Here is a 23,208-nt window from a genome sequence, read left to right as displayed (position 1 = left end):
TATCATGTCAATCAAAAAAATTAGCACTTCTATAGACCGAATTCTCTCAGACACACTTCTCTACAATTTCTTCCCACACAAGACTGATTCGAATATTGTCTTCTTCAACGAGCTCTGAACCGGTCTGTACCTCAATAAGCTCAAGGTCTGTCGCTGCTCGGATGCTGTGACGGCTGCCGCGAGGAATTATAAGCACATCGCCTGCACGTACAAGCTGAGCGACTTCATTGAGGATAAACTCCCCTGCCCCTTGAACGATCGTCCATACCTCACTGCGCTTCAGGTGGTATTGGTAGCTGAGATTACGACCTGCTGTAATGCATATGCGTTTAGTGAGTACTTCATTAGACTCCGCGTATTTCACATAATCCACCACACGGTAATGACCCCAGCGGCGCTCTTCATACATGGGCCTGCTCAGCTTATCATTGCCGAGTACTTCCTTAATTCTCGGGCTTGCTGCCTTCTCGCTTACGAGAATGCCATCCGGGCTGCTGGCCACAACGATATTAGAGAGTCCGATAATCGTCACAGGGATATCAAGCTCATTGATTAGGTGTGTATTCATGGAGTCTGAAGAAACAATGCCTTTACCAACAATGGTGCTGCTCATCTCTTCCGTTAACGTGTTCCAAGTGCCGAGATCACGCCATTCCCCATCATACGGTGTAACAACGATCTTAGCCGCACGCTCTACGACCTGATAATCGAAGCTGATCTTGGGCAGCTTACTGTACCGCTTCAGCATTTCGTCGTACTGGATCGGGAGATTCATCGCAAGGAGCAAGTTAATGATGAAATCAAGCCGGAATGCAAAAACCCCGCAGTTCCAAAGCGCAGCCTGTTCAATCATCGCTGCCGCTTCTTCAACGCGGGGTTTCTCTTGAAATCGGCTTACCGTCTGGTAAGCTGTTTTGCTATAATCAACGGTCGTTTCCGTTGGCATAATATAACCATATTTCTCTGATGGATACGTTGGCTTCACACCGATCAGCGCAAGATCCGCATCGGACTCTGCCAGTACTCCATCAAGTTGTTTGATCTTAACGAAGAAATCCGACTCCACGTAAGGATCAACCGGCAATACCGCAATCGTCTCACTTAGCCGTGCCCCTTGAACGGAGTACAGGTAAGTGGCGGCTAGTGCGATCGCCGGAAATGTATCTCGGCGCTCAGGTTCAACAATGAGTGGGACATGAGTTCCCAGTTGACTTTGAAGTACTTCAACCTGTGGTGTGCTTGTTGATATGTACGCATGCCGATCGAGGCCGGCAGACTGAAGTTGTCTCCACACTCGCTGCACCATGGACTCCGATTCATCGCTTGGACCTTCTAACACCTTAAGAAACTGTTTGGATCTTGAATCGTTGGACAATGGCCATAGGCGCTTGCCCGATCCGCCGGATAGTAGGACGAGTTTCATGGTTTGCAACTCCTTGTATCTATCTTTCTTAACTTCCGAAGTTCAAAAACCACCTAATACTAGAAACTTATTGTTTTAATGTTTTTTTAGATACTTCTGTTAAAGAATACCTTGTCCTATAGCTTCTTTTCTTTTGGGCTATTTCTACTAGAAACAATATGAGTATCCCCTCAACAATTAATCTTTGTGCAAATACCACATCATTTGGCCCGCCTGCAAAAGTAAATCTACACATAAAATATGCTACACTTGCTACACAAAGATTCGAAAACCAAATATTAATTAATACCTTTTGATGAACAACTAATAAAAAGATTGATAATATAATACCTATTAACATTGCACTTAATAAAATGCCCATATAACCACTATCTAAGAACAACACTCCAGGACCAGTAACAAACATTCCACCTTTCCCCCAACCCCATATTATGTTTGTAAATATGTTTGTCATTGGCAAATCCCATTTTTCACCCCATATAGCACGTGGTATTATTATCGTCAACGATTCATACCAAAATCTTCCATGTTGATATTCCATATTATTGGGAACGTTATTAATCACTGACAATAACCCATCAAATCCATTAAATGAACTTCTATAAATTAAGTTGAATATATCGATAGGATTAAACCTAATAGCCTCTTTTACTGTATTCCCAAATGTTCCTCCCACTTTCAATAAATTCCCTCTAACATAAATGATAATCCAGCCCAAGTAGAAAACTAGTGTGCCGACAATTACTAATAGAGGTAGTTTTCTCATTAAAACCTTATACCCTTTTTGTAATATAAATAGTGCAACCAAAATAATTACTGCAGTAACCATCTTGGAACGATTACCAGTCAGTAAAACTGCTCCTATGTACGTAGACATTAACACTAACCATAAATGTCCAATTTCACCTTTTCTATATGCGAACCAAACAAATAACGACGTCAGTGGGATCTCCATTAATAAAATGATAGGTCCATCACCAGAAACATCAATTCTTGATGCTTCAAGATTTGAATTAGTTACTAAAGTACCACCTGATAATATTGAGGATAACAAAAGTAAAATTCCAGGAATGGATATAACAATTAACACCTTTAGTAAACCACTTTGATGGATTATCGCTCTTCCGTTTAAAGACTGTTCCTTTTTATTAAATTGCCGTTTTTCAACTGCCAATTGAGCAACAAACACAATTAGCACTCCAAGAATAAATGATATATTGAAAATTGTTATACACCAAAATGCAAGATTGATTAAACTATTACTTGGCATATAGTCACTCGTTGGGCCAAATGCCAAATCCCCATGCGTCATAATAATCAAAGCCCTCACAAAGACACCGAAAATCTCTCCAATTGCTAAAAATACTAATGTAATACTCATTAAACTTTTACTTCTTGTCTTACGGCCAATGTAAAAAAGTAGACATACGCTTAATAACATTGTAATTAGACTAGCTATATAGGTAGACATAGCAGTACCCTCTCACCGAGCTAGAATTGTTTTTTCCCACTTACTTATTATCTCATTTATATCAAATTCACTTTTCAACCATAAATTAATCTCTTTTGAGTAATTATCATTTTCTGAATTTAATGCTCGTTCTAATGCCTCTGATAACTCATTCACAGATCCCGGTGACACTTGATATTTATGCCAAAACTTCGATACCATCTCAGGAAGTCCACCAGCTGAACTAGAAATCACCTTACAACCTCTAGATTGTGCTTCACTAGCAACTAATGTTGCTGGCTCGGACCAATTACTCGGAATTACTACATATTCATATTCATCGTATATATGATGCAAATCTGCATTATTTATATACCCTAAAAATTTATATTTAAGATTACTTTGTTTTAATAAATTATATACGATTTTTGAATAATGATTTTCATTTGAACCTTGAAAATGGGTTGCCCCAGCTATTCCTAAATTAATTGATAACTTAAGCTCTATGGGAAGTTGTTCTAATGCTTTTATCAAAATATCCAATCCTTTCTGTGGTATTATTCTGCCACAGAATAATATGCTATTTGGTACTCTAAGATTATTTGACTCTTCATTAAACCATTTCTCAGGAAGAGGGTTATGAATGACTGTGTGCTTCTCTCTTTTTTGTTTGGTTAATAATTTATTAATAGATTCTTTTAAAAAACTGCTAACACTTACTATTTCGTTAATATGTCTAGACCATAAAATAATTAATGGTTGTGTTCGGTTTCTAACATTGTGAACACTCCAAATAACATTAGATTGCGGGTTCCAACTCTTCACATCAGATGCTATGTATGGATCATAAATAATAACATTTTGATATTCATTATTAGGTACCTTTTTTAGGCTTTTCCTTATTTGCAACTTACTATTAATAATCCCTTTTATCCCTCCTGATTTCACCTTTCCCGTAATCTTATACCAATGAATTAAGCTAGATTGTTTATATGATGAAACACCTTCAGAAGCATCTAACAATGAGGAGAGTACTCCCACTTTCCAGCCCCTCTCCGCTAACCCCATTGCAATATTATATAGCACCTGCTGAACAGCCCCTCCTGAAATTGGGGGGATAGGTAAACTTCCTGAATTAATAATTAGAACAGATTTATTATTCATGTTCTATTTCACCAATCTTTCCATAATCTCAGTTAAATCATTTACATATCTATCTATTGTAAAGTGTTCTTCAACATCCTTCTTTGCTTTATAGCCATAACTCATTCTTAAATCCATGTTGTTAGCAAGCGATAATATCCTATCGGCAATTTCTTCTGGTTTCGGAGAAACAAGATACCCAGACACTGAATCAATTAAGATTTCAGTACTACCACCGAGCTTGGATGAAATAATTGGGATTCCTAAGGATGCAGCTTCAAATAAAACCGTCGGTAAAGGGTCCGGTTTTATAGATGGTTGAATGAATATACAATGCTCAGCACAGCATAGAACTTCGCTTAAAGCTGTATAACCCCCGTGGAGTATAAATCTATCTGAATATGGAGATTTTTTCACTTTCTCTGTTAATCTCTGCATATACTCATAACTACCAACAGCGTCTTTAGCGACGGCTCCAGCTATAACAAAACCCCAGGCAGGAATCTGATCGGCAATTAAATTAATAGCATCTACAAATATGTCAAAGCCTTTCCATTCTAAGATCCAACCAGCAATAACTATTTGTTTTTTGCCATTATGGTTTTGCAATTTATTCGTCGTATCATTAACTCTTTTTTTTGGAAAACCGTTATATGTCGAGCTAACTTTCTGATTTTGGTTCTCTAGAATGCTTTTCACTTCATCGGCAACACTCTTTGAAACACAACTAATATGTTTTGCATTTTTAACCGCATTATTCATTAATCTGCTCGACATCCCTTGAAAAGATTGAGGATAGTCATGTAGCCTTAAAAATGTTGGAATTTTTTTTCTAAAACTATTAACAATTACATGTGCTTTTACTGAGTTTGTGAAAATGATGTCTGGATTAATCACTTTTATCAATTGACGTATTCGTTTCAATAATTTAAATGTTGAATATATATCTTTTATCTTTAGTACTCCTCTAGTTGTTTCCATGCCATTAAACTCATTAACCTCTATCCATTTAATTCCATTTTCTTGAAGCGAAATAGATAAATCTCCATGGGGAGCTACTAAGATAGGAGTTATTCTATCATGATCAATATTGTTTAAATATTCGAATAAAACCTTTTCAGCTCCTCCAAACCTGGATGATTGATTAATAAACATGACTTTTAGTGCCACAAGATCATCTCCCTATTGCATTCAACACATCACGATAAACTTTTTCATATTTATCAACTCTATGGTCCCAAGTCAAATCACTCCCAGTCTCTCTACAACCGATCTGGAGATGTGTTATTAGCTCCGAATTGAATATGAAGCGTATCTTTCTGACCCATTCCATTGGAAGCCGGTTGCTCATTAATATTCCGTTTTTCATATCGAGTACAATTTCCTTGATTCCGCCGGTTGCATAACCAATAACCGGGCATCCAAAAAATATACTCTCGGCAGCAGACATACCGAATATCTCATAATTAGAACAAGCTATGTATAGATCTGATAATGAAAGTACGCTCCCAATAAAACGATTGTTTATCTGACCTGTCATAATGATCCGTTTGGATAGACGACTAAACTTTTCGTGTTTATGTGCATATTGCCTTGGTTCTCCTACTAATATCAGACCGTAATCATCGCCCAGTGCATCAAGTACGGCGAAAATAAAATCTATGTTATCTTCTTTATCCACTCTTCCAATATGACATAATATTTTCATTCCGGATTCTTGCATCTTCTTTACTTTTAACATTATTTCATCATCTAGATTCACATCCGTATTATATGCAGTACGATCTATACCTATCGGTGCATAATGTATCTGTGGAAAATTCAGTGAGTTTGCATAATCTCGTGCACTAATTGTTTTACACAGCACACCTTTAATGTTATTTTTTATACTTAATGAAAATATATTGTTAACCCAGCTTTTAATTCTACTTTTAGGTTCGTATTCACCTAACGAGAGTACTAAGGGTATCTTTCTTCTTATCGAGGATATATGGCCAATTAATGTAGATAAATTTGTCAAATCTTGAATTTGTATGATATCGGCATCACTACTATTTATTATTGAAAAACTAGACTCAAGCCATCCGTATCTTCCGCCTCTGCGAGTAAGCTCGATCCACCTTAGACGACTTCCATACTCCATAGTCACTTCTTTGGGACCAGATGAAAGTATCGTCACGTCCCAACTTTTATTAGCCAAGACTTTTCCCAACCCAATCTCTTGGACATTATAACTATTGGGGCTTACATATTGGGAACTCCCTCTTAAAATAACCAATTTCTTCGTTCTGTCTCTTTTTATGTTTGAAATCATTTTTCACACCTTCTTCCTTACTTGCATCTTATTTCGCGATATACCCCTTAATGAGTTAAGTACAACTTCACTAATTTCGCTTTTCTTGGTAAGAAACATATAAAGAATTATGATTGAGATAGCCAAAAAAAGAGCTGTACTACCACGAACTAGAAGTAATATCTTATCTTGCATAGCAGGTAAATTCCAAATCATTGAAATAAAGGAAAAAGAAAAGACGGCTATAAAACCATAAGGAAGTATCGCTATAGTGATTTTTTTAATATTTGTTAGTACTTTCGAATTCATTTTCCTTATTGCCATAACATAGAGAATACTTACATTGATTAATTGCGCGCAACCACTAGCAGCAGCAAGACCTCGAGCTCCATAAATGTGAACTAAAAAATACCCACAAACAATATTAAAAGTGACTGCAACTGAAGATGAGATAAGAAGATATTTCCCACCTTTTTGAGCAAAGTAATATTGAGAAATTAATGGAAGCATCATGTAAAAGAACGAAAACACACCATAAATTATCAGAATACTTGATGTTAGATTTAAATCATTAAGACTGAACGCACCATGATAATAAAAAATAGAAACCAGTGATTTACTAAAAAAAACAAATCCTCCCCCAATAACAAAACCAGATAGCACGATCCATGTTAAAGCTTTATTCAGTAAGCATTCTAACTGGGGAAATTTTTGCTCGTTGTTATATTTTACAAATCTTGTGTATGCGGTTACTGCAATAGAACTTCCAATAAGACCAATAGGCAACAAGCCAAGTTTTGATGCATAATTCAAATTACTCACTTGTCCTTCCGGTAATCCAGAAGCCAGTATTCTATCAACAATTTGATTAATTTGAGATACTGCCTGACTAAAAAATATAGGTAACATTGCAAACAAAATTCTAGGTACTTTCGGATGCCACCTGCTATTAAATTTTAGTGGGAGTTGTTTCCGAATGATTAACGGAATAAATTGAATAAGAAATCTGCCAATAACACCTGATATAAATCCGTATGCTAATGCTTCATATCCAAGCGTTTGTTTAAGTGTTACTAGAACTATGAAAAAAAATAAATTAAAAAAAATACCTACTAGTGCTGGAAAGGAGTAACTTTCAAAACTATTATTTATTCCTCCAAAAAAACCAGATAATGCGGAAAAGCAAATTGCAATCACCATAATCTTCAGAAGTTTTACCGCAGCTTCATGTTGACCTGACTCGAATGTCGGTGCTAATACACTGATTATTTGATCTCCTAATAAGTAGGATGATATTGTAAGAATCACTGACCCAAATACTACAATATAAAAGGTATTATTAATTATTTGTTTACCCAGTTGCTCTGAAGTTCCATATTCTTTTTTCAAGACAGGAATCAATGCATTCGTTAAAGAATATCCAATCCAACCAGCAATAATATCCGGAACGACAAATGCAACATAGTATGCATCCGTTAATTTTGTAGATCCAAATGCATATGCAATGTATGATTCTCTACCGAAACCTAATATAGAACTAAATAGTGTCAACAACATTACTATAATTGTGTTCTTCTTTATAGAAGTTTTATCCACCCCTTAGTTGTACCTCCTCAAGCTAATTTATTGGCTGTTAAGATAACTTGAAGTGACTACAACCTCTAGACGCTCTTCTACTTTATTAGCTTCAACCTGACTGGCCTTTAATATTTCCTCAATTTGCTGAACAAACTTTGTATGAAAGTTACCTTTAGAAAATCGTAAAGCATTAATTCTGCAGTCCCTAGCAGCGAATGCGGAATAATTCGATTCAAATCGATTAATTGCTTCAATAATTGAATCAATACTTTGTTCCGCAAAAAGTACACCAGTAGGCTTCTCATAATTAAGATCTCTTATCGTCTCCAAACTTCCACCTTTTCCATATGCAATCACGGGGGTTCCACAAGCTTGGGCTTCTACAGATGTAATTCCAAAATCCTCTTCGGCTGCAAAAACGAAGGCCTTTGCTCGTTGCATATGATCTTTTAAAACTTCAACTGATTGATAACCAATTAAGGATACATTCGACCCCGCCTTACTCCTCACCTTATTGAAATCCGGACCCTCACCAATAACAACTAATCGCTTTTCAGGCATTCTTGAAAATGCCTCGACAATTAAATCAATCTTCTTATAAGGCACCATTCGAGAGGCAGTAAGATAAAAATTTTCTTTCTCTTCCTTCATTTCAAATAACTGAATGTCCACAGGAGGATAGATAACTGTTGCTTCACGCCGATAGATCTTCCAAATCCGCTTCGCAATAAACTCAGAGTTAGCGATAAAATAATCCACTCCATTAGCGGTTCGATAATCCCATTTTCTAAGATTTCCGAGCATCCATTTGACAATCCAACTCTTCATTCCGGACTGTAGATTAGATTCCTTAAGATACTGATGTTGTAAATCCCAAGCATAACGAATTGGTGAGTGGGTATATGAAACATGAATTTGATTTGGACCAGTCAATACTCCTTTAGCAACTGCATGTGTGCTTGATATTATTAAGTCATATTTGGAGAGATCAAATTGTTCAACAGCAAGTGGCATAAGAGGCAAGTAGGATCTATACTGACTTCTGCTTAAAGGTAGTTTTTGTATAAATGAAGTTGTGATCTTTTTGCCCTGGAGGAATTTCCTCTGATTTTCTGGTAGATAATCGACTATAGAATAAATATCAGCATCAGGATAAATTTTAACTAATTCCTCCAAAACCCTTTCTGAGCCCGCATATGTAACCAACCAATCATGTATGATGGCAATTTTCATATAATACCTCACTTTAAGTTTTCTAATATGCACCTCTTTTTAAAAGTACAATCCCTACCGTTTTAATCAGTATAGAGAAATCCAATAAAAGAGAATGATTGTAAATGTAGTACATTTCTAAATCCACACGCTCCGGATAACCCACATCACTTCTTCCTGATATCTGCCAGTATCCAGTTAATCCAGGCTTAACCGCAAGAAAGTCAGTTGCCTTATTACCGTATTCTTGAAGTTCCTCATTAACAATTGGTCGCGGCCCTACCAGACTCATCTCCCCTTTGAGCACATTGATCAATTGGGGGATCTCATCCAGACTGCTTTTTCTTAAAAAGTAACCTAGCTTTGTAATTCTAGGATCTTCATTCTGTTCCAGTTTATAGTTGTTATCAATATATTTCTTGTATAACAGTGGGTCAGCCTTCAATTTCTCCTCAGCATTTATAACCATGGAACGAAACTTAATAATTTTGAATAATTTATAATTTTTTCCAATTCTAATTTGTTTAAAGAAAACACCTGCGGAAGGTTCTTTTATTTTCATTAAAAAAACAATTATTATAATCACCGGCAAAAATAATACAATACCCATTGCTGATCCAATAATATCAATCATCCTCTTAGTACTCGCATACATAATGTCATTAATGGACTTTGATTTATCAGTATGTCTTAGCCCGCCTTTATTAATTACCTCTTTATCGAGTTGAAAACTTGTATTAGTGTCTGCACTCATATGATCTCGCTCCTTGAACGAACGAGTTGGTCTGATCTATATTTCTCCATAATTTGTGCAAGTGCAGCATGGAGGGGAGTTCTCAAATCATTGTTTCTTAAAGCAAATTCTATCGTGGTTAAGATAAAACCCAGTTTCTCACCTACATCGTAACGTGTACCTTCAAATTCGTAAGCAAACACATTATTAAACATATTCACTTTTTGAATCGCGTCAGTTAATTGAATTTCTCCTCCAGTACCAATTGTTTGTTCTTCTAATTGTTTAAAAATATTAGGAGTTAAAATATATCTACCCATTATGGCTAGGTTTGAGGGAGACTGACCAATCGCTGGCTTCTCGACCAGCCTACTCACTTGTCTTAATCGTCCATACGACGATTCCATTGACTCTACAATCCCATATCGGCTCGTTTCACTGAAAGGAACCTTTTGGACGCCAATTACCGGACATTCTGTCCTTTCATATTGCTCTATCAGCTGTTTCGTACACGGAACTTCCGCTTGAACGATATCGTCACCTAGCAATACCGCAAATGGTTCGTCACCGATAAAATTTCTGGCGCACCAGACAGCATGTCCGAGCCCTTTGGCTTCCTTCTGACGAATGTAATGGATGTTGATATTCGATGATTTCTGAACTTCTTTGAGAATCTCAAGCTTGCCCTTCTCAAAGAGGGTATGTTCGAGTTCAAAAGCAATATCAAAGTGATCCTCAATAGCTCGCTTACCCTTCCCGGTTACAATAATGATGTCTTGAATACCGGATTGAATCGCTTCCTCAACTATGTACTGGATGGTAGGTTTATCTACGATCGGAAGCATTTCTTTCGGCATCGCTTTGGTTGCCGGTAGGAATCGTGTTCCAAGTCCGGCAGCCGGAATGATGGCTTTCGTTACTTTTCTCATCTCAATCACCTATCCCTCGATAATCTATCTTCCTTTGTTCTCTCTTATCCAGGTGTCAAAAGTGCAAGCTGCGTCCTCCTACTAGATCTTCATCCGTAAGAAGACATAGCTTGGACTCTTGGTCCAAGATTGGGCATTGAACCCATCCTCGCGTCACACCCTTGACGATTTACGTCTAAGGCAGCTAACCCACAGCATGACCGAGTGCCTCCAGTGATAAAGGTGCAGGAGACATTACCTTTAGAACCCTAGTTATTTTCGATCGCCGTAGTAGTAATAGTTGTAATATCCTTCTGCGCTGTTACGGTTGATGTTATTTAAGACGACTCCCAGCATTCTTGCCTTCACGACTTCTAGACTTGCTTTCGCTTTCAGTGCTGCTTCCTTCTTGACCTTCCCTGAATCGATAACTAGGATGACCCCATCGCATTGTGCAGCGACAATTTGTGCATCGGTTACTGCGAGGACAGGAGGTGTGTCGATAATGATAATGTCAAATTGCTGCTTCAATTCCTCCATCAGTACTCCCATACGCTTAGATTCCAGCATTTCGGAAGGATTGGGTGGTATTGGTCCGGAAGGAAGAACCTTTAGGTTCGTAATAGTTGTAGGTAGAAGAACATCCTCTAGCTCGTTCTGATGACTTAACAAGGAAGTCAGTCCAAACCGATTCGAGAGCCTGAAAATATGATGCTGCGTTGGCTTCCTTAAGTCCGCATCGATGAGCAGCACCTTTTTGTTCGATTGCGCGTAAGTAACGGCCAGATTTGAGGATGTCGTACTCTTCCCTTCACTCATCTTGCTGGATGTCACCATGATTGTTTGCAGCTTCGCATCCACATTCGAGAATTCAATATTGGTACGAAGAATTTTGTACGCCTCGGAGATCGGGGACTTCGGATTACTCTCCGTAATTAATTGATACTCATGCGTCGAGCGTGGCATTATTCTCACCTCGTATTGTGACTTTGGCTTGTTTCTTCCTTAGTGATGCTTTGTCGGCTGCTTTCATTCGCGGTATTAGCGTTAATGTAGACATGCCAAGCACGTCAGCGACATCCGTTTCCGATTTCACCGTATCATCCAAGTAGTCGATTAAGAAGGCCAGTCCAAGTCCGATCATGAGCGATAGGATGATGCTAATTGCGATGTTCAAGCTTGGCTTTGGTGATACCGGTTCGGGATTCTCGTTCGGATCGGCTTCGTTTAGAATATTTACATTATCTACCTTCATAAGGGTGGGGATTTCTTTCTGGAAAACCTGGGCAACCGCATTGACGATTTCCGCCGCTTTTTTGTAAGACAAGTCAGTAGCAGTAACTGACATCACTTGCGTATCATTTACGGAAGTAACGCTAATCTTATTGATCAGCTCTTTCTCGGTTAGCTTAATAGCGGGGAATTGCACAACAACCTTGCTCATAATTCGCGGAGTCTTAATAATTTCTTTGTAGGTTTTAACCAGTTGGATGTTGGAGTTGATTGTACTGAGGTCCATAATCTTGTTTAGCGTGGCTTCTTCAATATTCTGGTTCACGATCAGTTTCGTAGAGGCTTCGTATTTCTTATCCATCACGTAATAGGAATAAAGGCCGGTCGTTGTTCCACTGATAATGATCAATAGTAAGATCATCCAAATATTCCTTCTAATAATCGCCCAGTACTGTTTTAGTTCCAAGTTGTCTCCTCCAATTGAAATATTTTACATATTTGCTTGGTGCCAATTACTAGCCGATTTGGCCCACAATCCTTCGATTGTTCGACAGGGACTAATTGACTAATATCTTTATTCACTAACAGAATTCCTTTAAATCTTTTAAGACTATTAGCAGGAAAGAAAGCCAATCGGGTTTAATACATTCAATCTTGGGTATTTAGTATGATACGTTTTGTAACTTTCAATAGCCTTACTTTACGATACGGTACGTATCGTGTCAATAAGATTTTTTCAATACTCACACCTTTATTGGAAGTATTTTACTTATGAAATGTATTTGTAAGGGATTTGTATAATCTTGGGATTTGAATTTTATAGGAAGTAGGATATGCGCAGATGGTCGTAGTATGATACCGGGGACAATCGGGAGGATTTTGTCGTTTCATTGTTTTCGGCGAGCATGAAGTCAGTGTTGAAATAGCGTTTACAAAAATAAATAAAGCCACAGTCGCAAGCGACTGTGGCTTATATAGATAACTCTATTGTTGAATTGGGGGTAAGTCTGAAGGCCATTTCGCAAGATCAATTCCAAGCTGCTCCATTATGGTGCGGACATCGAGCTCTATTACGGCTGGCGGTGTCTGTGCTTCTTTGTGCTGATCTTCAATTTTTTTCATACCCAGGCTCCTACTCCCTCTATTTATAATGAACCTTACGCTTTCTAGCCGAACATAGGCTCTCTCGCCAATCACTCCATTCAAAATAACCGCTCCCTTAGTATAATCTCTCTCTGAACTGTTTTACTTGTCTGCATTCATTATAAACAATCGCTATCAAAAAGGATGTCGAAATGACTGGGCCTATTTTCACATTTAATATGTTATTTTGTCGTTTAATGGTAATTTCGCCCAACTGGTGGCAGCATTATTAACATTTCGAAAACGTTTACTAGAATCCATAATGATATGGCTTGGCTGGTCACTCTCTGTTTGTAGTTTAGCATGTGGACATAATAATGGAGCAACAAAAAAAGACCGATAACGGATTTCCCCGTTATCGGTCTTTGGTCTAAGCGATTAATTTCCGCCTACGCGAGCAAGCTCTTTCATGTTGGCTTCAAATGCAGCGAGAAGGGCTTCGTCGCCGGCAAGGCCGGTTTGCTCCATCTTCTCAATTTGCTCCAGCATCCGTTTGTAGTCTTTCGGGATGATTTTGACAAATTTCGTCTTGGATGTCTCCCAATCGGAGAGCAAACGATCGCCGATCGCACTGCCGGTGTAATCCACATGGCGCTGGATCATGCCTTGCAGCTCCTCGGAATCACGCGAATCCTCAACGCGCTCCAGTAGAACCATCTCGATGTTACAGTGCTTGTAGAAGTCGCCTGCTTCATCAAGGACATAAGCGACGCCGCCGGACATACCGGCTGCGAAGTTACGGCCTGTGCCTCCGAGAATGACGACGCGGCCGCCTGTCATGTACTCACAGCCGTGGTCGCCAACACCTTCAACGACAACCTTCACGCCGGAGTTACGAACTGCGAAGCGCTCGCCCGCGATACCGCGGATGTAAGCTTCACCGTTAGTCGCGCCGTAGAAAGCCGTGTTGCCGATAATGACATTCTCTTCCGCCTTAAACGTTGCTTTCTTGGATGGAGCTACAATTACTTTACCGCCGGAAAGTCCTTTGCCGACATAGTCATTGGAGTCGCCTTCCAAGGAAAGCGTGATGCCTTTCGGTACGAATGCGCCGAAGCTTTGACCGGCGGAGCCGACAAAGTGGAACGAAATCGTATCTTCAGGCAATCCCTTCGCACCGTAACGACGAGTTACTTCACTACCAACGATCGTACCAACTACGCGGTTGATGTTCGTGATCGGCAGTGTCGCGCGAACTTGTTCACCGGTTTCGATCGCAGGCAATGCGAGCGGCAGCAATTGCTGCATATCCAGTGATTCATGGAGTTTATGATCCTGCTCCTGCGTGCAGTAGCGTGCCGAGTCCTGCGGAACTTCCATCTGATGCAGAAGCGGTCTAAGGTCGATGCCTTTGAGCTTGTAGTGCTCAATAAGATCCTTCGTTTGCAAACGATCTACACGGCCGACCATTTCTTGAATCGTGCGGAAGCCAAGCTCTGCCATAATCTCGCGCAGCTCTTGTGCAACGAACAGCATGTAGTTCGCTACGTGGCTAGGATCGCCCATGAACTTCGCACGAAGCTCAGGGTTTTGCGTAGCTACACCAACCGGACAAGTATCCAATTGGCAGACACGCATCATGATGCAGCCAAGTACGACAAGCGGTGCAGTCGAGAAGCCGTATTCTTCGGCGCCGAGAAGCGCTGCAATCGCGAGATCGCGGCCGTTCATGATTTTGCCGTCTGTCTCAACAACTACGCGGTCACGCAGGTTATTGATCATCAGCGTTTGATGCGTTTCAGCAAGTCCAAGCTCCCACGGCATACCTGCATGACGGATCGATGCAAGCGGCGAAGCGCCTGTTCCGCCATCGTAACCGCTGACGAGGATAACGTCTGCGCGGCCTTTGGCAACGCCGGCAGCAATCGTTCCTACGCCTGCTTCGGACACGAGCTTCACGTTGATACGAGCACGAGGGTTGGCGTTCTTCAAATCATGGATAAGTTCAGCCAGATCCTCAATGGAATAAATATCGTGATGCGGAGGCGGGGAGATTAGTCCTACGCCCGGTGTGGAACCGCGAACTTCAGCAACCCAAGGATAAACCTTGCGTCCCGGAAGCTGGCCGCCTTCACCCGGCTTCGCGCCTTGCGCCATTTTAATTTGAATTTCATCGGCATTAATCAAGTAGTTGCTCGTTACGCCAAAACGTCCGGAAGCCACTTGCTTGATCGCACTGCGGCGGGAATCGCCGTTAGCATCCGGAATGTAACGTGCCGGATCTTCGCCGCCCTCACCTGTATTGGATCTGCCGCCGATGCGGTTCATCGCAATAGCTAATGCTTCATGCGCTTCTTTACTGATCGAGCCATAGGACATCGCGCCGGTCTTGAAGCGTTTCACGATGGATTCAACGGATTCCACTTCATCAATGGAAACCGGAGCAGCATCGTAGTTGAAATCAAGCAACGAACGCAGTGTCAGATGTTTCTTGTCTTCGCCTTGCACAAGCGCGGAGAACTTCTTGTAGAGTTTATAGTCATTGGAACGGGAAGCCATTTGCAGCGTATGAATCGTCTGCGGGCTGAACAAGTGATCTTCGCCGTCTTTACGCCATTGGTATTCGCCGCCGGAATCAAGCTCTTTCACGCGGCCTTCTTGCTCTGCGAAAGCACGGTTATGATGCTTCAGCGTCTCATCTGCGATAACGTCAAGACCGATACCGCCGATACGTGTAGTCGTCCAAGTGAAGTACTCATCAACGAGCTCTTCCTTCAAGCCGACAGCTTCAAAAATTTGCGCGCCGCGGTACGATTGGATCGTCGAGATACCCATTTTGGATAGAATCTTAACGACGCCCTTCGTAGCTGCTTTAATGAAGTTTTTCACGGCTTTCTCGTGCGTTACGCCTCTGAGCAGCCCTTGACGAATCATATCGTCGAGCGTTTCAAATGCAAGGTATGGATTGACGGCACTAACGCCATAACCGAGCAGCAAGGCAAAGTGATGCACTTCGCGCGGCTCGCCGGATTCCAGCAAAATGCTGACTCTCGTACGCGTACCTTCACGGATCAAATGGTGATGCAGAGACGAAACAGCGAGCAGCGACGGGATTGCCGCATTCTCACGGTCTACGCCGCGGTCAGACAGAATAAGAATATTATGGCCTTTGCCAATTACGCGGTCAGCCGCTTCGCACATTTGCTTAATCGCAAAACGCAGGCCAGCTTCTCCTTCCGCTGCATTAAACAGCGTCGGCAGCGTAATGGATTTGAAACCCGGACGGCGCACATGGCGCAGCTTCGCGAACTCTTCGTTCGACAATACCGGTGAAGCTAATTTAATATGACGGCAGCTTTCAGGCTCGGCATTGAGCAAGTTGCGCTCTGGACCCAGTGTTGTGCCGGTAGCTGTAATAATTTCTTCGCGAATCGCATCGATCGGCGGATTCGTAACTTGCGCGAACATTTGTTTAAAGTAATTGAACAAACGCTGCGGACGCTCGGACAGAATCGCAAGCGGCGCATCATAACCCATGGAAGCAATCGGCTCTACGCCGCTGCCCGCCATTGGCTCAAGTACTTTGCGCAGATCTTCGAACGTGTAGCCGAATGCTTGTTGACGCTTCTCAACGGTTTCATGATCCGGTTCCGGAAGCTCAGGAGCATCAGGAAGCTCATCAAGACCGATAAGGTGTTCATCAAGCCACTCGCGGTACGGGTTCTCCGCTGCGATTTGAGCTTTAACCTCTTCATCCGATACGATGCGGCCTTCTTTGGTATCGACAAGCAGCATACGGCCTGGGCGAAGACGGTCTTTATATAGAATATTCTCAGGATCGACCGGAACCGTTCCGGCTTCGGAGCCAAGAATGATAACGTCATCCTTCGTTACATAATAACGGGCAGGACGAAGACCATTTCGGTCAAGAATGGCACCGATTTGCGTTCCATCCGTAAATGCCATTGCTGCCGGGCCGTCCCACGGCTCCATCAGACAACTGTGGTATTCGTAGAAGGCTTTCTTCTCATCACTCATGCCTTCATGGTTGGACCAAGGTTCAGGAACCATCATCATCGCCGCGTGCGGCAAGGAGCGACCGGAAAGGTAAAGGAATTCAAGCGTGTTGTCGAACATCGCCGTATCCGATCCGTCCGGATTGATAATCGGTTTGATTTTGTCCAAATCGTCGCCGAACAGCTCCGAAGCAACCATCGTTTGACGAGCATGCATCCAGTTCACGTTACCGCGAAGCGTGTTGATCTCGCCGTTATGAATCAGATAGCGGTATGGATGCGCGCGCTCCCAGCTTGGGAACGTGTTCGTGGAGAAACGGGAGTGAACAAGCGCGATAGCTGTTTCCATCGCTTCGTCGTTAAGCTCAACATAGAACGAGCGAACCTGCTCTGTTGTGAGCATCCCTTTGTACACGATTTTCTTGCTGGACATGCTGGAGAAGTAGAAGCTGTCTGCGCCTTCTGCGCCGGAGTAGCGAATAGCGATTTCCGCGCGCTTGCGAATGACATAGATTTTGCGTTCGAAAGCCAGCTCATCTTGAAGCTCACTACTACGGCCAATGAACACTTGACGAACATACGGTTTAACCGATTTCGCCGAGTGGCCCAGCTTCTCATCATTCGTAGGAACGGTACGCCAGCCAAGCAGCGTCTGGCCTTCCTCACGGATAATGGCTTCGAGCTCACGCTCATGGTTCACGCGAATGTTCTCGTCTTGCGACAGGAACAGCATACCTACGGCATATTCGCCGCTTGCCGGCAGTTCGACACCGAGCTCTCTGAGTTCACGAGAGAAGAAGCCATGTGGGATTTGCAAAAGTATCCCTGCTCCGTCTCCTGTGTTAGGCTCGCTGCCTTGACCGCCGCGATGCTCCATGTTCTCGAGCACCGTCAGCGCCTGCTGAATAATTGTGTGTGATTTAATTCCCTTGATGTTAGCCACAAAGCCCATTCCGCAGGCGTCTTTCTCAAATTGCGGATCGTATAGACCTTGCTTCGGCGGCAATCCTAAACGGTTCTCTTTCACTTGGATGCAACCTTTCTATGAGAAATTTTTAAATAAACGGATGGAATGGATTCTTATTCATGGAATCCGGCTTCATTTCGAAAGCGATATCGCTTAAAATGAAGGTGTACACGCAGTTCAATAAAAAGGTTGCGTTCCAATAATGCATCCATTGAAAAAAGTTATTATATTATTTTAACACCAGTGCATTACGATATCAATTTAATATTTTTATAATTGTGATAAGTGTTCTTTACCACGACACAGCAGCAATTCAAAAAATTAACTGAAAATTGATACCACCAAATAGAACGCATAATTATGCAAAAGGATGTGGTGAATATGTATAGTAATTTTAGGAAATTGCCAAAATGGACAATTACGTTCACGGCTGCTGCTATGTTAGTTGGAGTTGTCGGAAGCGGCGCTGCTTGGGCTTTTGCAGGATCATCATATTCCACTCCTATTATGGCGGTTTCAGCGATCACCGATCCGAAAGCCGAGGCTAACCAACCGCTTCGCATTGTCGGAGTTGGCGATTCATTGACGCTCGGTTATGAGCTGGGCATGACGGAGAATTCCGTTCCCTATGGTTATGTCGATCGCCTGTACGAGCAGGCGCTTTATCATGGCCGCGCCGAGCTGCAAAATTACGGGATTCTTGGTTTAAAATCGCCCGGATTGCAAAAACTGCTGGAAGCAGCTGCTGCGGGAACACGTATTACGGCAGATCAGCTGCAGCCGAATTTATCGACTTATCCGCTTGCTGAGGCCACCGTCGCGAAGAGCGCGCAGCTTGGTGAGGATCTAAAGAAAGCGAACCTGATCGTACTCACGATCGGCGGCAATGATTTTACACCGATTTTTAACGACATCTTAAATGATGAGAAGATCAGTGCTTCCGCACTGCAAACTCGGTTGGATGCCTTATTGGATAGTTATTATCCTTCATTAGAAGCATCGCTTCGTACGATTCTCAAAATGAACCCGAAAGCTACGCTTGTTTTTGCCGACCAGTACTTGCCTGCGCCGAAGCCTTCCACGATTAATCAAACCATTACGCAAGAACAATATGCGGTATTAACCGATGGCGTGGCGAAGCTGAAAACACAAACCGAGGCAATTGCCTCTAAGCTGACGCAAGAAGGCTACGATGTGCGAACCGTCGATGTGTCGGCACCGTTCCGCGGCAAAGAGCTCAGCTATACCTCCATCCTCAAAGGTGACATTCATCCGAAGCAATCCGGTTACGATGTCATCGGAAGAGCTTTTGCCAAAGGGATCTGGCGCGACTATCGCGACCCTGAAGCGCTGGCAGCCGATACACCGCTTCGCGTTATCGTAAACGGAAAATCGTTGAAGGGCGGCAATAAGCCGGTTTTGAAAAATAACACGACGTTCCTCCCGATGCGAGATGTCACAACAGCATTAAACGCAACACTCGCCTGGGACGGTAATACACGCACCGCTACGATTAAGTCAGGTGACAAAGTCGTAGCCTTCACCATTGGCGCCGATACGATGAAAGTGAACGGCCAAACCGTACCGCTTGAGACACGGGCCTACCTGCAGCAGTCCGGCAGCACCTCGGTGACCTACCTCCCGCTCGCGGCATTGTCCAAAGGTCTTGGTTACCAGGTTGTTTATCGCAAGCCGATCACGACTGTGTTTATTCAGTCTTAATTTGGAAAGCAATTGAAAAGCATGAATTCACCTGGGTGGTGAATTCCTGCTTTTTTTGTTGTGTTGCGGCGTTTTGCGGTCTCGCCGCTGGTTGGAGATTGGCGGATCGGCCGGTTGGCCGAGGGCTGGATCGGCAGCTCGGGGAGTTGCTCAATTGGGATCTGGTGGTGAGCTTTTTAGGAGTAACTCATCGGGATTCGCTCCATGTGGATCTCCTGGTGAGCTTCTTTTGGGGGACATGATGGAGATTAGCTCCATGAGAATCTACTCGTGAGCTACTTTGGAGTAACTGATCGGGATTCGCTCCATGTGGATCTCCTGGTGAGCTTCTTTGGAGTAACTGATCGGGATTCGTTCCATGTGGATCTCCTGGAGAGCTTCTTTGGAGGAAAGCTGGGAATTGCTCGATGTGGATCTCCTGACGTACACTTGGCAAACGCTGTAGAGTAACCAGTACCGCTCTTTTGTCATTTTAGACGTTGATTTACCAATGTGAGGTAGCTGGTACCTCTTTAGTTGAAGAAAAGAGTAGCTCTGGGAGCTACTCTTTCTCTAAATTCAGCGGATTTCGGCTAATGTGGTGCCCTGGGGGCTACTCATTGGCCGTATTCCATGATTATATGATGCTGTGTTGCTCTGGGAGCTACACAGTTGCTGTTTCTGCTGTATCGCTTTTTGCTTTGCGATGCAGCATGAGGAAGACGATTAGTGAAAGTGCTGCGAATACGACTGCGAAGCTTGCGGTATGCAGCGCTTTGCTTCCTACGGTCAGCAATTCGTTTCCTGTCACGATTTCACGGAATGCGCTGATCGTGTATGTCATCGGCAGCCATGCGCTGATATGCTGCAGCCATGATGGGACAAGCTCAGCTGGATACGTCCCTGCGCTGCCCGTCAATTGAAGAATGAGCAGTATGACGGAGACGAAGCGTCCAGGCTGATCGAGCAATGTTACAAGGAACTGGACAATCATCATGAAAGTAACACTCGCCAGCATCGACATGCCAATGAATGCGCCTAAGTGTTTAACCTCGAGGCCGATTCCGTAGAGCAGAATCGCATCTGCAATCAATGCTTGCACAATGCCAACTACGATAAAGAGCAATACTTTGCTGACGAACCAGCTCCAGCCGGAGCGTGGCTTCAGCCCTGTTTCGCGCATCGGCAGGACCATCGTGGAGAGCAAAGCGCCTACAAACAGACCCAGTGACAAGAAGTACGGCGTGAAGCCCGTACCGTAGTTCGGCACGTCGGTCAGTTTTTGCTCATCGACATGGACAGGATTCGCGAACATGTCGTACAGGGCATCGGTTCCGGTGATGCCCCCGGTTTGCTTCGCGGCATCGCCGAGCTTGCCTGACAGCTCGGCCGTGCCGCCCGCGAGCTGCTCTGCACCGCTCGCAAGTGCGGCGGAGCCGCTAGCCAGCTTGCCGGAGCCCCCGGCAAGCTCGGCCGCACCGCGGCCTGCGGCGGCTGCGCCATCCGCCAGCTTCGCGGCACCGGCCGCGGCGCTCTCGGCGCCGGCGGCGAGCTTCGCGCCGCCTTGCTGCGCGGCTGCGAGCTGCGCGTGCAGCGCCGCTAGCCCTTGCTGCAGCTGCAGCTGGCCCTGCTGCAGCTGCGCGCCGCCGGCGGCAAGCTTCGCGCTGCCGCCAGAGAGCTCGGCTGCGCCCGCGGATACCGCGCGGGCTGCGCCGAGAAGCTCCTGCAGCGCGGGATCCTGCGCTGCATCCGGCGAAGCTGCGGCGGCGTACGCCTCAAGCGCCGCCGACAGCTTCGCGGCTGCGCCGGCGAGCTGCGCACCGCCTTGCTCCGCCGAGGCAAGCCCATCGGCCAGCTTCGCACCGGCCTCGGCTGCTTGCTTAGCTCCGCCGCCGAGCTGCGCGCCGGCGGCCTCGAGCTTGCCGAGCCCGGCTGCGAGCGCCGCCGAGCCGTCGCGAACCGCAGCCGTGCCAGCCGCCAATTGACCGGCGCCGCTGCCAAGCGCCTTGACGCCTCCGGCGAGCTGCTCCGAGCCGGAAGCCAGCTTCGCAACATTATCGCGAAGCAGCTTGGCGCCTTCCTCCGCATTCGAAGCGCCGTCGCTCAGCTTGCCTGCACCTTCGCTCGCTTTTACAATGCCGTCTGACGCATCGCCGATGCTGTCGAATACCGCCTCCGCATAAGCTTTCGTCACCTGCCGCGAAATTTCGGTTTGGAGTTTCTCGATTGCGGCTTGCCCGATTTTGGCCGCTAAGTAGTTGCCGCTATCGTTGGATACATAACGGATGGCCGCAGGCTGCGGTTTCTCATCGAGCAGCGTAGTGGCTTGCTTGGAGAAGGACTCGGGAATTTCAATCACATAATAGTAATCACCGTCTTGAACCCCTTCCTCAGCTGCAGCTCGGCTCACAAAAGCCCAATCAAATTCTTTGTTGGCCTTTAATTCTTTTACCAAATCCTGCCCAACCGCCAATGGTTTTCCTTCAAACTGTGCGCCGGCATCCTCATTCACAACCGCCACCGGCAGCTCGCTGAGCTTCCCGTAAGGGTCCCAAAACGATCCAATCAACATCCCGCTGTACATAATCGGAATAAACAACACACCCACAATCGGGATAAGAAGCTTCGGACTGCGGACAATCCGGCTAAACTCCCTGCCAAACAATGATAAACCTCGCATAGCGTTTTTCCCTCCATTTACACTTCAATGAATAAATGACCGTTTTGGTATTTTGGTCAATTCATTTCAAAAAAAAGGACTAGTCCATCCCCAACTAGCCGATGCCCCCGGAACTAATCCTCACACAGCAGGTCTATAAACTTCCCGCCACTCCCTAACTTAGCCTCGCCTACTTCACGCCAACACCCTCACGCAGCAAGCTTGTAAAATAAGCCGCAAGCTCTTCCCGCGTCAGCTGGAGAGTTCTGCTCCACTCGACGCCGATTGCAACATAGAGCTTCAGCATGACAAAAGCAGTCAGCGCCGGATCAACGCCACGCAGCTCATTCTTTTCAATGGCAAGCTCAACCTCATGCTGAATAAAAGCATGAATAGCCTGTTCGAGCCTTGCGACTCCATCCTTCGCCATTGGCGTACCCAAATCGCGAATTTCCTGCGACAGCTTCACGATGAGCTCATGCTTCTCGCGAAACAGCAGCAGCTCGTGCAGGACAGCAGCCAAATTATCGAAGAAATTCCGCTTGCGGTCAATCGTGCGCTCTGCCAAGCTGCGAAGCTCGGCAGCCAGCTGCCCGATGATTTCATTAAAGAGGTCTTCCTTCGTCGCAAAAAACGTATAAATCGTTCCTTTGCCGACTGCAGCGATTTTGGAAACAAGCTCCATCGTCGTCGCCTTATAACCAAACATGGCAAACGATTTTCCCGCCGCCTCAACAATTTGCATTCTGCGATCGACCGGTTTCTTCTGTTCCATTACGCTGCAGCCTCCTTCTTCAACATGATATTAG

The 23,208-nt window shown here is 44.1% G+C and carries 16 protein-coding genes; 1 reads left to right on the top strand and 15 read right to left on the bottom strand.

Translation table 11 applies throughout. The features are described 5' to 3' along the window. Positions 1-46: 46 nt before the first annotated feature. From AC50Y3_RS08140 to gltB, 13 genes are all read right to left on the bottom strand, one after another. Complete coding sequence (locus tag AC50Y3_RS08140) at positions 47-1,423, bottom strand: sugar phosphate nucleotidyltransferase (RefSeq protein ID WP_494818275.1); 1,377 nt, start codon at positions 1,421-1,423, stop codon at positions 47-49. 67 nt (positions 1,424-1,490) lie between these two features. Further along, the gene (locus tag AC50Y3_RS08135) at positions 1,491-2,804 is read right to left on the bottom strand and encodes a hypothetical protein (RefSeq protein WP_494818274.1); all 1,314 of its coding nucleotides are present in this window, start codon (positions 2,802-2,804) and stop codon (positions 1,491-1,493) included. A gap of 102 nt (positions 2,805-2,906) precedes the next feature. Next, positions 2,907-4,037 (bottom strand): glycosyltransferase family 4 protein, encoded by a 1,131-nt coding sequence (locus AC50Y3_RS08130; protein WP_494818273.1) that lies wholly within the window; start codon positions 4,035-4,037, stop codon positions 2,907-2,909. A gap of 3 nt (positions 4,038-4,040) precedes the next feature. Continuing rightward, positions 4,041-5,186, bottom strand: coding sequence for a glycosyltransferase family 4 protein (locus tag AC50Y3_RS08125; protein WP_494818272.1), 1,146 nt, complete (start codon positions 5,184-5,186; stop codon positions 4,041-4,043). Between the two features lie 4 nt (positions 5,187-5,190). Beyond that, positions 5,191-6,330 carry a glycosyltransferase family 4 protein gene (locus tag AC50Y3_RS08120; protein ID WP_494818271.1) on the bottom strand — a complete coding sequence of 380 codons (1,140 nt, stop codon included), beginning with the start codon at positions 6,328-6,330 and terminating at the stop codon, positions 5,191-5,193. A 3-nt stretch (positions 6,331-6,333) separates the two neighbouring features. Further along, on the bottom strand, positions 6,334-7,905 hold the full coding sequence (gene murJ, locus AC50Y3_RS08115) for a murein biosynthesis integral membrane protein MurJ (RefSeq protein WP_494818270.1): 1,572 nt from the start codon (positions 7,903-7,905) through the stop codon (positions 6,334-6,336). 27 nt (positions 7,906-7,932) lie between these two features. Next, on the bottom strand, positions 7,933-9,120 hold the full coding sequence (locus AC50Y3_RS08110; protein ID WP_494818269.1) for a glycosyltransferase family 4 protein: 1,188 nt from the start codon (positions 9,118-9,120) through the stop codon (positions 7,933-7,935). Positions 9,121-9,142: 22 nt separating this feature from the next. After that, positions 9,143-9,853 carry a sugar transferase gene (locus AC50Y3_RS08105; RefSeq protein ID WP_494818268.1) on the bottom strand — a complete coding sequence of 237 codons (711 nt, stop codon included), beginning with the start codon at positions 9,851-9,853 and terminating at the stop codon, positions 9,143-9,145. After that, positions 9,850-10,761 carry a UTP--glucose-1-phosphate uridylyltransferase GalU gene (gene galU / locus AC50Y3_RS08100; RefSeq protein WP_494818267.1) on the bottom strand — a complete coding sequence of 304 codons (912 nt, stop codon included), beginning with the start codon at positions 10,759-10,761 and terminating at the stop codon, positions 9,850-9,852. The genes AC50Y3_RS08105 and galU overlap by 4 nt, the downstream gene beginning before the upstream one ends. A 252-nt stretch (positions 10,762-11,013) precedes the next feature. Beyond that, positions 11,014-11,706: a CpsD/CapB family tyrosine-protein kinase gene (locus tag AC50Y3_RS08095; protein ID WP_494818266.1), complete on the bottom strand. Its 693-nt coding sequence runs from the start codon at positions 11,704-11,706 to the stop codon at positions 11,014-11,016. Continuing rightward, positions 11,687-12,439: a YveK family protein gene (locus AC50Y3_RS08090; RefSeq protein ID WP_494818265.1), complete on the bottom strand. Its 753-nt coding sequence runs from the start codon at positions 12,437-12,439 to the stop codon at positions 11,687-11,689. The genes AC50Y3_RS08095 and AC50Y3_RS08090 overlap by 20 nt, the downstream gene beginning before the upstream one ends. Before the next feature lie 518 nt (positions 12,440-12,957). Further along, positions 12,958-13,095, bottom strand: coding sequence for a hypothetical protein (locus AC50Y3_RS08085; protein WP_494818264.1), 138 nt, complete (start codon positions 13,093-13,095; stop codon positions 12,958-12,960). A 399-nt stretch (positions 13,096-13,494) separates the two neighbouring features. Beyond that, on the bottom strand, positions 13,495-18,099 hold the full coding sequence (gene gltB, locus AC50Y3_RS08080) for a glutamate synthase large subunit (RefSeq protein ID WP_494818263.1): 4,605 nt from the start codon (positions 18,097-18,099) through the stop codon (positions 13,495-13,497). Between the two features lie 321 nt (positions 18,100-18,420). On the opposite strand from gltB, the gene AC50Y3_RS08075 reads away from it, so the two are divergent. Then, positions 18,421-19,761, top strand: coding sequence for an SGNH/GDSL hydrolase family protein (locus AC50Y3_RS08075; RefSeq protein ID WP_494818262.1), 1,341 nt, complete (start codon positions 18,421-18,423; stop codon positions 19,759-19,761). 643 nt (positions 19,762-20,404) lie between these two features. Here AC50Y3_RS08075 and AC50Y3_RS08070 read toward each other — a convergent pair. Together AC50Y3_RS08070 and AC50Y3_RS08065 are read right to left on the bottom strand one after the other, a co-directional pair. Further along, positions 20,405-22,420, bottom strand: coding sequence for a YhgE/Pip family protein (locus AC50Y3_RS08070; protein ID WP_494818261.1), 2,016 nt, complete (start codon positions 22,418-22,420; stop codon positions 20,405-20,407). A gap of 169 nt (positions 22,421-22,589) precedes the next feature. Next, on the bottom strand, positions 22,590-23,174 hold the full coding sequence (locus AC50Y3_RS08065) for a TetR/AcrR family transcriptional regulator (protein WP_494818260.1): 585 nt from the start codon (positions 23,172-23,174) through the stop codon (positions 22,590-22,592). Between the last annotated feature and the right edge of the window lie 34 nt (positions 23,175-23,208).

The organism is Paenibacillus sp. J22R98 (genome assembly GCF_059383835.1).
This window is presented reverse-complemented; position numbering and strand designations above follow the sequence as displayed.